The 13,218-nt window shown below is 64.9% G+C and carries 13 protein-coding genes; 6 read left to right on the plus strand and 7 right to left on the minus strand.

Translation table 11 applies throughout. From position 1 onward, the window contains the following. The first annotated feature begins 49 nt into the window (after positions 1 to 49). Positions 50 to 400 (plus strand): hypothetical protein, encoded by a 351-nt coding sequence (locus tag U5798_RS34370; protein WP_322084629.1) that lies wholly within the window; start codon positions 50 to 52, stop codon positions 398 to 400. Between the two features lie 82 nt (positions 401 to 482). Then, positions 483 to 1,043: a hypothetical protein gene (locus tag U5798_RS34375; protein WP_124456651.1), complete on the plus strand. Its 561-nt coding sequence runs from the start codon at positions 483 to 485 to the stop codon at positions 1,041 to 1,043. On the opposite strand, the gene U5798_RS34380 is transcribed toward U5798_RS34375, so the two are convergent. Beyond that, on the minus strand, positions 1,044 to 1,919 hold the full coding sequence (locus U5798_RS34380) for a LysR family transcriptional regulator (RefSeq protein WP_124456650.1): 876 nt from the start codon (positions 1,917 to 1,919) through the stop codon (positions 1,044 to 1,046). 161 nt (positions 1,920 to 2,080) lie between these two features. On the opposite strand from U5798_RS34380, the gene U5798_RS34385 reads away from it, so the two are divergent. Continuing rightward, on the plus strand, positions 2,081 to 3,400 hold the full coding sequence (locus tag U5798_RS34385; RefSeq protein ID WP_322084630.1) for a DUF3422 domain-containing protein: 1,320 nt from the start codon (positions 2,081 to 2,083) through the stop codon (positions 3,398 to 3,400). A 34-nt stretch (positions 3,401 to 3,434) separates the two neighbouring features. After that, positions 3,435 to 3,638, plus strand: a complete 204-nt coding sequence (locus U5798_RS34390) for a hypothetical protein (RefSeq protein WP_124476610.1) — start codon at positions 3,435 to 3,437, stop codon at positions 3,636 to 3,638. 76 nt (positions 3,639 to 3,714) lie between these two features. On the opposite strand, the gene U5798_RS34395 is transcribed toward U5798_RS34390, so the two are convergent. From U5798_RS34395 to cynR, 6 genes are all read right to left on the minus strand, one after another. After that, positions 3,715 to 5,727: a phospholipase effector Tle1 domain-containing protein gene (locus U5798_RS34395; RefSeq protein ID WP_322084631.1), complete on the minus strand. Its 2,013-nt coding sequence runs from the start codon at positions 5,725 to 5,727 to the stop codon at positions 3,715 to 3,717. 16 nt (positions 5,728 to 5,743) lie between these two features. Then, positions 5,744 to 6,199 (minus strand): DUF3304 domain-containing protein, encoded by a 456-nt coding sequence (locus U5798_RS34400; protein ID WP_322084632.1) that lies wholly within the window; start codon positions 6,197 to 6,199, stop codon positions 5,744 to 5,746. A gap of 17 nt (positions 6,200 to 6,216) precedes the next feature. After that, positions 6,217 to 6,696 carry a DUF3304 domain-containing protein gene (locus U5798_RS34405; RefSeq protein WP_322084633.1) on the minus strand — a complete coding sequence of 160 codons (480 nt, stop codon included), beginning with the start codon at positions 6,694 to 6,696 and terminating at the stop codon, positions 6,217 to 6,219. Between the two features lie 16 nt (positions 6,697 to 6,712). Then, the gene (locus U5798_RS34410; protein ID WP_322084634.1) at positions 6,713 to 7,762 is read right to left on the minus strand and encodes a DUF4123 domain-containing protein; all 1,050 of its coding nucleotides are present in this window, start codon (positions 7,760 to 7,762) and stop codon (positions 6,713 to 6,715) included. Beyond that, positions 7,759 to 10,311: a type VI secretion system Vgr family protein gene (locus U5798_RS34415; protein WP_322084635.1), complete on the minus strand. Its 2,553-nt coding sequence runs from the start codon at positions 10,309 to 10,311 to the stop codon at positions 7,759 to 7,761. Before U5798_RS34415 ends, U5798_RS34410 begins: the two co-directional genes overlap by 4 nt. Before the next feature lie 208 nt (positions 10,312 to 10,519). Next, complete coding sequence (gene cynR, locus U5798_RS34420; protein ID WP_322084636.1) at positions 10,520 to 11,416, minus strand: transcriptional regulator CynR; 897 nt, start codon at positions 11,414 to 11,416, stop codon at positions 10,520 to 10,522. A 113-nt stretch (positions 11,417 to 11,529) separates the two neighbouring features. Here cynR and U5798_RS34425 point away from each other — a divergent pair, with 113 nt between their 5' ends. Together U5798_RS34425 and cynS are read left to right on the plus strand one after the other, a co-directional pair. Further along, positions 11,530 to 12,189 (plus strand): carbonic anhydrase, encoded by a 660-nt coding sequence (locus tag U5798_RS34425; protein ID WP_322084637.1) that lies wholly within the window; start codon positions 11,530 to 11,532, stop codon positions 12,187 to 12,189. A 36-nt stretch (positions 12,190 to 12,225) separates the two neighbouring features. Then, on the plus strand, positions 12,226 to 12,696 hold the full coding sequence (cynS, locus tag U5798_RS34430) for a cyanase (protein WP_322084638.1): 471 nt from the start codon (positions 12,226 to 12,228) through the stop codon (positions 12,694 to 12,696). Positions 12,697 to 13,218: the final 522 nt, after the last annotated feature.

Here is a 13,218-nt window from a genome sequence, read left to right on the forward strand (position 1 = left end):
TTCTAAGCTGGGGGTGTGTCGAACAGCCGAGACGGCTTCCGTCCGCTCCATGACCTTCATTCATCCCGTTCCCGCCTTCGATGTCGCCGGCCGCCAGTTGCGCGCCGGTGCACGCACCAACGTCGTTCCGTTCCCGCCGCCGCGCCCGCGGCTGCAATTGCCCGTCACGCTGACGTCCGACTCCGCCGAGCACGCGCGCGGCCGCCTCGCGGCGCTGCTGCACTCGCCGCTCGGCGTGTATGTCGTCAGCGCCCGCGCGGTGCGCGACGTGATCCACGTTCACTTCGAGATCGCGCCGGAAGACCTGGACCTCACGCTGCACATGCTGATCGCGCAGCAGGCCGATGCGGTGATCGGGCCGGTTGCGCGCCGGTTGCGTGTCGGGCCGCGGGCCCGGTGACACCGGGAACGACCATTGCTCGTTCGCAGATGGTTCGTGCGCCGCGTCGTACGCGGCGCGACCCCCTGAATACGGAGTGTCCATGTACGTCCAGGAAGAAGTGCATGTCGCGCGGCCGGCAAGCCGCCGCGCGCGGACGGCGTCGCTGCCGTCGGGTCAGCAGCTCGCGCGTCAGCTTCTGACGACGGTACGCGTGGCCGAATTGTTGCTGCATCAGGCGATCGCCTTGCCTGCAAGGCATCAGTGGTCGGTCGACACGGAGCGGGTCGATGCGATCGGCGGGCCGCTCGCGGCCTGGGAGACCTGCGTGACCTGGCGGATCGGCAAGGTATTCGGTGCGGCCGTCAGCCCAGCCGCGCGCGTCAACGATCCCGTCCAGGTCGCAGTCGAGATCCGGCTTTACCTGCCCGAACAGGAATATGTGGCCGAGCGGCGCGTGAGCATCTTCGGCCGCCGCCATGGCCACCGGTTCGGTGCGACGCTGTCGGTCGCGTCGGGTCCGCAGTGGGGCTGGCAACGGGCCGAGCACATCGCGCCGGAACACCGGCACGTACGCGGCGACACGCTCGAGGCGCTTGTCGATGCGGTCGCCGCGAACGTCAACGCGGCGCTGGCCGCGGCCGGGTTCGGCGCGACGCGCTGATCAGGCGTCGCCGGCCTGCCCGGTTTGCCGCTGCAGGTCTTCCATCAGCTGTTCCGCGAGAAAGTCGCACGGCGGCCGCTTCGATTTCGTGCTGCGTGCGAGGATCAGTTCGAGCGGCGGCAGGTCGGGCAGCCCGTGCGAGCGGCCGAGCATCGACAGTTGCGCGGGAATCGCGCAGCGCGCGAGCGGCGCGACCGCGAGGCCGGCTTCGACCATGCTGAGCAGCCCGAGCAGGCTCGGGCTTTCATAGGACGTGCGGTACGGCACCTTCGCGCGTTCGAGGCTGCGGATCGCGTTCTCGCGCGCGACGCTGCCCGGCATGAACACCGCGATCGGCAGCGGCCGTTCTTCCCAGACGCGCGGCCCGTTCGTCATCGCGGCCCACGCCATCGGCTCGTGGCGGATGAAGTCGCCGGTCAGCCCCTTGATGCGGGTGCCGCACACGAGATCGACGGTGCCGTCCTTGATCAGCGGCGCGAGCGCGCTGCTCGGCAACCCCATCACCTGGATCTCGACCTTCGGGTAGGTCGCCGAGAATTTCTTCAGGACGGAAGGCAGCAGCGACGACGCATAGTCGTCCGGCACGCCGATCACGACCTTGCCGGTCACTTCCGGCCGCACCACGGCCGCCCATGCCTCGTCGCGCAGCGCCAGCATTCGTCTGGCGAATCCCAGCAGCACCTCGCCCTCGCGCGTCAGCACGATGCTGCGCGGCTTGCGCATGAACAGCGGCCGGCCGATCGCGTCTTCCAGGCTCTTGATCTGCATGCTCACGGCCGACTGCGAGCGGTTCACGGCCTCGGCCGCGCGGGTCATGTTGCCGGTCTCCGCGACGGCGACGACGGTGGCCAGCACGTCGTGATCGAGCATCTTCATCGGTATCAGGAAAACTGAACGTAACGATCAGCATTATGCGTTTTTATTGTTGCTGTGTGTCTGCCATAGTGCGATCACGCTGGCGTTTCGCCCGAGGGCGGCGCGGCGTTCAGGCCGGTCGATCCGGCGTGCAGCACTGAACAAGGAAGCGTGGTGTATCGATGATCGACCATCCGTTGCGCGCCGCACTGGCCGCGGAATTGCATGCCCGGCCGTTCCTGCGGCTCGCCGAAGCCGTGTCGCTCACGCATTACGCGATCTATGCGGACGGCCAGCCCGATATCCACGAAACGCTGCTGCACGCGCTGTGCCGCGATACCGGCATTGCCGCGCCGCACGAAGGCGCGACGCACTACGCGGTGCAGTCGCCGTGCGGCTGGCACCTGAAGTGGGAGCGCCACACCGAATTCTCGACCTTCACGTTCGTCGCGCCGCGCCGCGATACCGGCTATTTCGACGATCTCGCGATCGAAGGCATTCCACCCGCATGGTTCGCGCGGCTGGCCGGCATCCGCTTCGTCGCGGTGCGGATGGAGCTGCTGTCGGGCGAGGCCGCGCGGCTCGTGTGCGTCGACCTGCGCCGCTGGATCGACGGGCCCGCGCTCGTCGGCAGCCGCGTGCTCGGCGGCGGCAAGGTGTTCTGCGACTGGCATGTGCGTGACGACGGTTTCATGCGTTTTCTCGTCGTCGACGAGGATTTCCGCGAGGAGCAGGGCGGTCGCCTGCTGCAGCGCCTGTATGAAATCGAGACGTACCGGATGATGGCGCTGCTCGCGCTGCCGGTCGCGCGCCGGATGAGCCGCGAGCTCGACGAGATCCACGTGGCGCTGCATGCATTGATGCAGCGGATGGACGCGAGCGGCGCCGACGGCGACGACACGGCACTGCTCGTCAAGCTCACGCATCTCGCGGTGCGGGTCGAGTCGCTGGCAGGGGCCGGCGCGCGCTTCAGTGCGTCGCGCGCGTACGAAAAGCTCGTGCTGGCGCGCATCCACGAGTTGCGCGAGGAGCGGATCGAAGGGATGCCGACGATCGCCGAATTCATGGAGCGGCGCTTTGCGCCGGCGATGGAAACGTGCCGCAGCGTATGGGCCCGCCACGAGCAGATCGCCGCGCGGATCGCCCGCGCCGTCGACTTGCTGCGCACGCGCGTGAACCTCGCGCAGGAAAAGGACGTGACGCGCCTGCTGGCCGGGATGGAACGTACCGCGCGCAACCAGCTTCATCTGCAGCACGCGGTTGAAGGGCTGTCGGTGGCGGCTATTTCGTACTACGTGCTGTCGCTTGCGACGGCGGCGTTCAAGGCGCTGCACGTGATGAACCTGCCGGTCGATCCGGAACTGGCTGAAGGCCTGCTGATCGCGCCGGTCGTGTTCGCGGTGATTCACATCACGCGGCGCACGCGCGCGCAGCTGGCGCGATCGGAAGCCGCGCATGACGGTGCGCCCGTGCAGGCAGCAGTGTTGAAGCAGGTCGGTTAGACCATCAAAAGCATAATCAAGGAAAGGAGTGGAGATGACTTTTTCGCAGAATCAAGCGGGGTTTTACAGCGGTTTCGATGCGGCGTTCGACGAGCCGGCAGCGGACGATGCCGGTGTGCCGGAAGCGGCGCGCGTGACGTCGTATCAGGCCGTTCTGCAGGAACCGATGACGTCGCTCGTCGGGAATACGCTCGACCGGCCGGATGTCGCGGCGGTGGCGATTCTGGGGTACAACTGACGCCCGACGCGGGAGCGTGAGTTGCCCGGCCGCGCGTGCGGCCGGGTGGTTTGCTAACCGAACCGAAGGGTGATGCTCAGTCGCCGGAGAGATCGCCGATCGACGCGCCGTGAGGAATCTGGCCGGACGTGACTTGCCGGACGTATTCGTCCTGAGCGTCCTTGATGTTCTTGGAGATGTTGCCGAGGACTTTCTTGATGTAGTCCTTGGCGGCGTCGGTCTGACGCGCCATCCAGCCTTTCTCTTCGATTTCGCGAAGTTGCATGAATACGCCGTCGCCGAGTGACACGTTATTGAGCCGCGTAATCGTGTTGTGCACGAAGTTGTCGAAGAACGCGATCACTTCCGGCGTCAGCTTTGGCGGATGTACCCATGCGGTGGCGAGTGCACGCACCGTTTTGTCCGAGATGTCGTTGACCGTCCGGCGTTCGCCGAAGGTCGACTGCGGAACCTTGGAGTTCGGATCCTGGCCCTTGTAGTACCAGTCTCGACCTTCGTAGTCCGGCAAGCCACCACCACTCGTGAAGATCGAGTTGTAGACGTCCGCATCGATGGTATTGATAAAAAGATTGCTGCCGCTGCTGTAGTGGCCCGTGCGATCGTGAACATAGCGTGCCCACGACACGAACAGCTTCTGATGTTCGAGGAAGTGTTTCTCGAGCGGACCGCTTGTTTTCGGCAGCATCGCAGTGTACGCACCGAACAGATCGTTGACGTTGAGATCCTTGCCGTTGACATTGACTGTCTTGCGATAATCGAATTCGCGTGCCGCCAATGGAGATATCGTGCGCAGCTTGGCGAGCGGCAGCATCGGCACGCCGGCGGACCAGGCACGATCGAGCATGTTTCGTGCGGAGACACGGGCCAGCTCGGAGGATTTTTGATCCTCGCCGTCCCGGAAGCCGCCGCCGACGTCCGATTGACTGCCTGGATAGACGATCTCCAGCAGGTTCGCGTGGTCCGGTGATTTTCGTGGTGAATCCAGGTTCTTGTAGAAGCGCAGCTCCGTTGCGGCGACGTGATGGACAATCGATTTGAATTCCTTCTGGATGTCGAATTGCCCGAGCGACTGCTTGGACAGGGCGAGGAAGAAACTCAGCCCCTTGATGCTGATGCTGGCGACCTTGCCTTCGCCGGGGACGACGCCAAGTACAGGCGCGACGACTTTCGTGAAGATCGAATCCGCATAGGACGTCGATACGCAATCGAACAGCCCCATGAAATCGAACTGGACCTCGATGCCGGCGTAAGTGATCTTGCCGTCCTTCTGCTTGCAGGTCTTTCCGATCAATTCGTTTGCAAATTTCCGTCCGATGACACCGCCGCGGTCATATCCGAAAATCGCCACGCGAATGCGCTTGATTTCGCGTGGATCGGCCGAGGTGGCGTGCGCGACGTTATTCTTGAAATCCGCAATAGCCTTGTTCACCCGTGCATCAAATCCCGTACCCATGTAACCCGCAGCGAATTCACTGTCCCGGACAACCGGAATGGAGTCTGCCGCGATGGTCGTGGCGGCGGGTAGCAGGGCACCAGCCACTTTTCCCGGCGTCACTGATTCCTTGATCTGATTTCTCGCGGTCTCTCCCGCATGCTCCAGCCCGTCGAGGACCGACGATGTGCCCCGTGACAACAATCCTTTGTCGGCAGGCGAGTCGCGAAACCGCTGGGCGATGTCGGCGGCGATCTTCTTGCCGGGATCCTTGATCACTTTGGCATCGGCTTCCTTGAGCAAGGCGGCTTCGGAATCGGTCAGGACTTTCTTGACCGCACCGACCGTCTGCCCCGACAAGTCCCGGCCCATGCCTTCGTAATACATCTTGTAGATGCCGAACTCATCGCTGCTGTCAGCGTGTGCGTTGAAGAGACGTGCGATATTCGACAGGCGATCGGTGTCGGCCAGGCTCTGTGCGAAACCGTCGAAGAAGAAGCTCTGATAAATCTCCTGATTGCAACGAAAGCACGGGCTGGGCGGCTCGGCCGGAAGTTGTGCACTGACGCTCGCGGCGCGTGTGGCCCGCGATGCAGCCGATGCCGATTCGGACTGGCTTTTTGAGGCGCCTTGTGCGGCGATGGTTTCATTCGACATGTTTCCCCTCGCTGGACTAGTTGGTGGCGCGCATGCGCGGCATCGTCGGGTATTCGACCCACTGCGCTTCGATCTTACGTTCAGGCAGGAAATGGAACTCGATATAGCCGTCGCGCTTGTTCGGGAGCTTCGGGACGGCGACGTCCGTCTCATAGATTTCCGGCGACAGGTTCTTGGCATCCTCTTCGGGGGTCAGGTCGTACGTGATCTTGAGGTGCCAGGTTTTCTTGTTGCGCGGCACCGCCATGCAACAGACGGTACCGCCGCCACCGCCAAATTGGCGGGCGTGCACGCTGCCTGCGCCGAAGCCATCCACGACGAAGTTGTAGACACCTCGCTCGGTATAGTTGAACCCCACGACGCGATAGGGACCGTAGCTTGTAGTCTGTGCATGTACCCACCATGCGCCGCTCAGCAGCAGTGCCGCGATGACGATGGGGTTGCGAATGAGGCGGCGAAGCAAAGTCAGCATGTCGATGTTCCTGTCATTCAGTTCGTCGCAGACGACGCATTGCTCGTTGTATTCGGGTTGCGCGGATCAGTCGGAGCTGCCGCCCATCGAGCCTCGATCCTGCGGTCCGGACGAAAGTAAAACTCGATATATCCACCGTGCTTGTCGGGAAGCGGGGGAATCGCGATGTCCGTTTCGTAAACGTCGCCAGGCAGGTTGTTTTTGTACTGCTCCTGGGTCAACTCGTACTCGAGTTTGATATGCCAGGTTCTTTTCCCGCGCGGCACTTCCACGCAGCACACGGTTCCGCCGCCACCGCCCGGTTTGTGCGCGCGCAGGTTGCCCGCCCCAAACCCGTCGATCACGAAACGATAGATACTCCGATCGGTGAAGTTGTACCCGATGACGCGATACGGTCCGTCGCTCCCCGCATGTGCCAACGCAGTCCACAAACCGCCAGCGGCAACCGCGCCCACCGCAACGGCCCGCCGCATCCCGCACGTCAATTCGCGCACCATCCTCATCTCCCGTCGCTCAACCCGCGTCAGGCGACGCATCGGCCGCTATTGCTTCGGCATCCCGCGACTCGCCGGCATATCCGGCGAGCGGATGCGCATCGAGCAACGTAGCCCAAACGTCCGCGTCGACATCCGCGAGCGTTGACGACATTGGCGGAGGCACTTCTCCGCGCGCTGCGATCTTTCCGGCGATCGCCGGATGCGCATCGAACGCCGGATGCACGTTCATCCCGATCAGCACGAAATACGCGAGGTCGTTCTCGTTCACGAGCCCGTGCCGGCTCCGCGCTCGCGCGACCAGATCCTTTACATAGCGAATGCCCCAGCGGTCCGGCACGGCCGACATCGGCGGCAGGAATTCGTCATGCAACTGGAAATACAGTGTCTCCGCAAATCCCTCGCGTGCGAGTGCATCGTACTGCGCCTCCGTGAACACGATCGGCATTGCGGCGGCGGTGGGCAGCGGTCCCTTTTCCTCGCCGACGATGCTCTCCCACGGATCGAATCGATAACGCAGTTCGACGAACGTCGCCAGCAGCTCGCGCCGTTGCGCAGGCGTCAGGATCGGCACGAGGTTTTCGAGAATCGACGGATCGTAGTAGCGCAGCAGCGCCCGACGCGTGTCCGGCAACGTCGCCTCGGCAAGCGGATGCAGATACGCGGCGAGCGCGGGCAATGCATGACCGGTCGCGAGCCACACGACGAGATCCGAATCGCTCCCGGCATTCAGCAAGTCGAGCATCGTCGCGCGCGACGCGTCGTCGTCCGCCGTCAGGTCGAGCAGGAACGGGCCGATTTCGGGCCGCGACGCTTCAAGCATCGTGTCCGGATACAGCGACTGCCACGCGATGCCGCGTGCTCGTGCCGCATCGAGCATCGTATCGTCCAGCGCGCCGTCGACGAGCGCCAGCAGGCGCAGCGCGCGCGTTTCCGCGGCTTGCCGTGTGCGATGCCAGTCGCGCAGATCGTCATGCCGTTGCGCGACGGTCGTGCGCGGCCACTGAGCCGGTAGCGGAAGCGCGCGCGTCAGGTCGTGAAACGGCTTCATCGAGGCGGCGGATGTCATGTACGGGGCGTCAATGCGGATTTCATTTTTGCGGCGCTGCGTCGGCATTCCGAACACACGCCTTCGGGCAGGCGCGGCAACGGGTAGTCGGTGCTGGTCGGGCCCGAGAAGCTGTGGTCGCCGCCCTTGAAATCCACCTTGCCGGGTGCGTGGATCTCGATGTTGCCGTTGCCGATGCGGATATACGCACCGCCGGAGGTCAGCAGGATCGGCTGCTTCGACGCGACGTCGATCTGCGCCGTGGCGGCGACGATCTTCACGGTCTTCTGTGCGGTGATCTGGACGTCGTCGTCGTGTGCGCGGACCTCGATCTTGCCCTTGCCGGCGAACAGTTTCATCCCGGCGTTCTGCGCGAACAGGCTGACCGACGCAATCGCGCTGGCGATCAGCGACTTCCCGGTCACGAGATGGGTCGTCTGGCCGCTGACGATGTTGACGTGCCGGTCGGCAACCATCTGTACCGACTGCTGGCTCGCCAGCCCGATGCCGGCCGGGCTGCCGAACAGCATCACGGGCTGCGCGAACGCATTCGCGTTGCCGGTCCCGCCGCCCGACGTGCGTCCGCCCGACGCGGCACCGGGCATGCTCTGCTGGGTCGCGTCGGTGAACGTCTTCAGTGCGTCGCGACCGGGGCTCAGTGTGTCGGCCTGGTGCGTCTCGCTCACGTCGGACAGCGATTCGAGCAGGCCCTCGGCGCCGACGAGCTGCTGCTGTGTCTCGCGCACGTCGAGCGGCTGGCTCGACACGCCGTTCGGATGCGTCGTGACGTACAGGCCCTGGTTCGCGCGTACGGCACCGTAGGCGTCGGTTCGCAGGTCGAAGCCGCTGCCGACGTAGGTGCCGCGCGTGTTCCCGGACTGCTCGATCAGATAACCGATATGCAGCAGGCTGTTCGCCGTGCTGCTGTACAGTTGCGCGCGGTTTTGCCCGGTCGCGTCGTCCATCACGAGCTGGTTGTAGCCGCCGCCTGCGTATTCCTTCGAGCGGAATCCGGACAGCAGACCGTCGGTGTGCCACTGCGGTTTGGTCGCGCCGTTGTAGAGCCGCGCGGTGACGATCGGCCGGTCGCAGTCGCCGGACATCCAGTCGACGACCACCTCCTCGCCGATGCGCGGCACATGCACGCTGCCGTACCCGCCGCCCGTGTCCGACGACGCGACGCGCAGCCAGCACGATGCGCGCTCGTCGCCTTCATTCTGGCGATCCCAGTGGAACCGGACCTTGATCCGGTTCAGTTCGTCGGTGTGGACTTCCTCGCCCTTCGGCCCCGCGACGGTCGCGGTCTGCAGATGCATCTCGGGCTTCGGGTGCTCGAACGGGCTGCGGAACGGTACCGTCTGGCGCTGTGCCTCGATTTCGACCAGATAGAAGCCTTCGCTGCCATCGGCGTGGCGCATGGTCATCGCACCGGCTGCGTCGCCGAGCTGCGCCTTCATCGCGTCGAACCGGGCGGCCAGGCCGTGCGGGAAATGCGACGGCATAGCCGGAAGGTTGTTCCTGATCCACCACACCGTCTCGACGACCGCGAACCGGTTGCCGTCCTGTTCCGCCGGCGGATGGGCCGCATGGTCGGTCAGCTCGAACACGCGGCCCGCGTCGATGCCGCGCATCCCGCCGATACCGTGGAAGCGCTTCGCGCGCGATTCCCATTCTTCCATCCGGATGGTCGACTGGCGGTTGCCGTCACCCTGGGCGCCGTACGTATAGGCACCCGTATACATGTAGACCTCGGCCTGGTTCGGCAGGTCGCCCTGATCGGGCCGGGTCGGGACGTCGGTGCCCTTCGGATTGAGTGCGGTGCCGGGTGACTTGTAGTCGAACGTGCGCGTTGTGTAGTGGCTGCTCTGCAGCGTGCGCGAGCCCGACCACTGGACGAGCGCCTGGGTCTCGTCGCCCGAGGCCGTGCGCTGGAACGGCACGCGTGCCGGCGCGGCGGCGGGCAGCGAGCGGAGCGAATCGGTGATTACCAGCGTGTGGTGCGAGCCATCGCCGGCCTGCTCGAAATAGCCGAACAGGCCTTCGTCCTCGAGCAGGCGATGGACGAAATGCCAGTCGTCCTCGAACTGCATGCAGAACGACCGGTTCCGCAGCGGCGCGGAAAGCGCGAACCGGAACATGCCGGCGGCTTGCGGATGCTGGTTGAAAACGTCGGTCAGGATTTCGTCGGCAGTGCGATCCTGCCAGATGCGCTGGTCGCGGCGGTACCGGAGGAAGCCGAGCCACGGCATGAAACGGATCTGATACGAGGTGACGCCGCCGTCGAAGCCGAGCCGGCGCGCGGTCTGCACGTAGCCGTGCCATGGCAGATAGGCGTCGCCTTGCTGTTCGATCCACAGCGTGACAGGCTGTGCGATCAGCTTTTTCAGCTCGATATTGTCGCGAGTCGACACGGCGTCGACCGTGAACGTGTAATCGCGGCCCAGCCGGGATACACCGTGAACCGTCTGCGGCAGCAGGACATTCTGGCCCAGCGGCGTGTCGAGCTTGAGCAGGCGAGCTTGCTGAAACAGGCCGCCGCCGATCGCGCGAACCAGTTCTTGGGAATTCATCGTCGTGGCCCTCTTGAATCGAGAACGATGAGCGGGCAGCGATTCGATCGCCGGTTTTATCGTACAAATTCTCTCGATTCGCGATTTTACAGGATAAATCACACGATTTCGGCGACGTCGGCACCGGCTGGACGTGGGGCCCGGCGCGACACGTCCAGCCGGCCAGGCAGCCGCCAGCAGCCGAGCGGGCCGCGCGCGACGGTCCATGTCATCGTGAATGCCCGACCGGCCCCGCCCCCTGCGCGAGCGCCAGCTCGACGAACGCACGCGCGGCCGCGCTGCGGTACGCGCCCTTGCGCTGCAGCAGCACGGCCGTGCGCCGCAGCACGGCCGGATCGAGCGCGACGGCGGCGAGATCGTCATGCCCCGTCGCGATCGTCGCGGGCAGCAGCGTCGCGAGGTGCGTGCGGCGCACGATCTCGATCACCGCCCCCAGCGAATTCGCTTCCATCAGCACGCGCGGCTGCACATCGTGCACGCGGAAATAACGGTCGATCTGCGCGCGCGTCGCGAACTCCGCGGTGAGCAGCACGAGCGGTGCGTCGTGCAGCGCGCGCAGGCCGGCCCTGCGTTTTCCCGCGAGTGCATGCCGATGGTTCACGACGAGCGCGAGCGTCTCGACCAGCAGTGTCTCCACTTCGATCTCCGCCGACTGCACGTCCTCGAATGCGATGCCGACATCGAGCTCGTCGTCGACGAGCAGCGTCTCGATGCGCTCCTGCGCCATTTCGCGCACCGACAGCGTCACGTCCGGATAACGCCCATGAAACGCCTCGACGAGCGGCCCGACGAGATAGCTCGTGAAGGTCGGCGTGACCGCGATTCGCAGCGAGCCGCGGCTCAGGTCCTGCACGTCGTGAATCGCGCGCCGGCCTTCCGCGAGATCGTGCAGCGCTTGCCGCGCATAGCGGAAATACACGTCGCCGGCGTCCGTCAGCCGCGTGACGCGCCCGGTGCGGTCGAACAGCTGCGCGCCGAGCGTCTCCTCGAGCTGGCGGATCTGTTGCGACAGCGCGGGCTGCGACACGTGCAGCGCGGCGGCCGCACGCGTGAAGCTGCGGTGCTCGGCGACGGCCAGGAAGTAGTTGATATGGCGCAGCAGCATGGCGGGTCCTATAAGTCTTGCTTATCAGCTAGATCATAAATCGGTCTTTTACGTTATTGGAAGTCCGGCGTAACCTGCCCTTCATCGATTCCACCTGCACCGGAGAACACGCGATGAAGGACATCATCGAAGGCTTCCTGAAGTTCCAGCGCGACGCCTATCCGGAACGCGCCGCGCTGTTCCGCGACCTCGCACGCAGCCAGAACCCGCGCGCGCTGTTCATCTCGTGCTCGGACAGCCGGCTCGTGCCGGAACTCGTCACGCAGCGCGAACCGGGCGACCTGTTCGTGATCCGCAATGCCGGCAACATCGTGCCGTCGTACGGCCCCGAGCCGGGCGGCGTGTCGGCGTCGGTCGAATATGCGGTCGCCGCGCTGCGCGTGACCGACGTCGTGATCTGCGGCCATTCCGACTGCGGCGCGATGACCGCGATCGCGACCTGCCAATGCATGGACCACATGCCGGCCGTCGGCCACTGGCTGCGCTACGCCGATTCGGCACGCGTCGTGAACGAGGCGCGCACGCATCGCAGCGAACGCGAGCGGATCGACTCGATGGTGCGCGAGAACGTCGTCGCGCAACTCGCCAACCTGAAGACGCACCCCGCCGTGCGGCTCGCGCTCGAAGAAGGGCGTCTCGCACTGCACGGCTGGGTCTACGACATCGAATCGGGCTGCATTGACGCCTACGACGGCGCGACCGGCCGGTTCGTGCCCCTCGCGGACCACCCCGGTGTCCGCGCAACCCCCGCGACGCTCGCCGTCGCGGCCTGAATCCGGATTGCTCCCACCCCACCACGAGGAATTGCCATGATCCAGTCCCAGCACAGCCAGACTGCCCGCCACGCGCTTGCGGAAACCGTCGTCCTCGCGAGGGCGCGCAAGAACCTGTCGTTCGCGCAGCTCACCGAAGGCACAGGCCTGAGTGAAGCGTTCGTCACGGCAGCGCTGCTCGGCCAGCATGCGCTGCCGGCCGATGCGGCGCGCGTCGTCGCCGACAAGCTCGGCCTCGACGACGATGCGGTACTGCTGCTGCAGACGATCCCGCTGCGCGGCAGCATCGACGATCGCGTACCGACCGACCCGACGATCTATCGCTTCTACGAAATGCTGCAGGTGTACGGCACGACGCTGAAGGCGCTCGTCCACGAGAAGTTCGGCGACGGCATCATCAGCGCGATCAACTTCCGGCTCGACGTGAAGAAGGTCGACGATCCCGAGGGCGGTTCGCGCGCGGTGATCACGCTCGACGGCAAGTATCTGCCGACCAAGCCGTTCTGACGCCCGCACGGCGCCGCAGCAGCGGTGTCGCGCAGGTTCCGCCCGACGGGCGCCGGCTGCCGGCCGGCGCGCGTTCCCGCCATTCCGTTCGGCGCACCGGCTGCGCATGGCAGCCGCCCCGGCTGCTCGTTTTCCCCACCCTCCGTTTCGCCCGGCGGTACGTGTACCGCCGGGTGCCCGCGCTGCCGCGCGACGCCGTGTCGTGCCCCTCTTTTTCCTGCCTCCCCAAACATCGATCCCGTTCAATGTCCGGAACGGAAATCCGCGATCCAAAAAGTTTTGGACGGGTTTAAAAATTCGCCCTGGAGACGACGGAAACGTGCGGAAAGCCCGATGAAAACCGATGAAATGTTCACGACAGCCAGTGCATCGGCCGATTCCGGTCGCGCCTGACGCCTGAGATTCGCTTACCTGCTCAACACGGACCATCATGAAACGTGATTCATTCAGTACACCTGATGCATTGAATCGTGCGACGGCAAACATGCTCAAGCCGAACGATACGTTCGTCCGCATCGAGAG

Source organism: Burkholderia sp. BCC1972, assembly GCF_905339605.1.
Classification (GTDB): domain Bacteria; phylum Pseudomonadota; class Gammaproteobacteria; order Burkholderiales; family Burkholderiaceae; genus Burkholderia.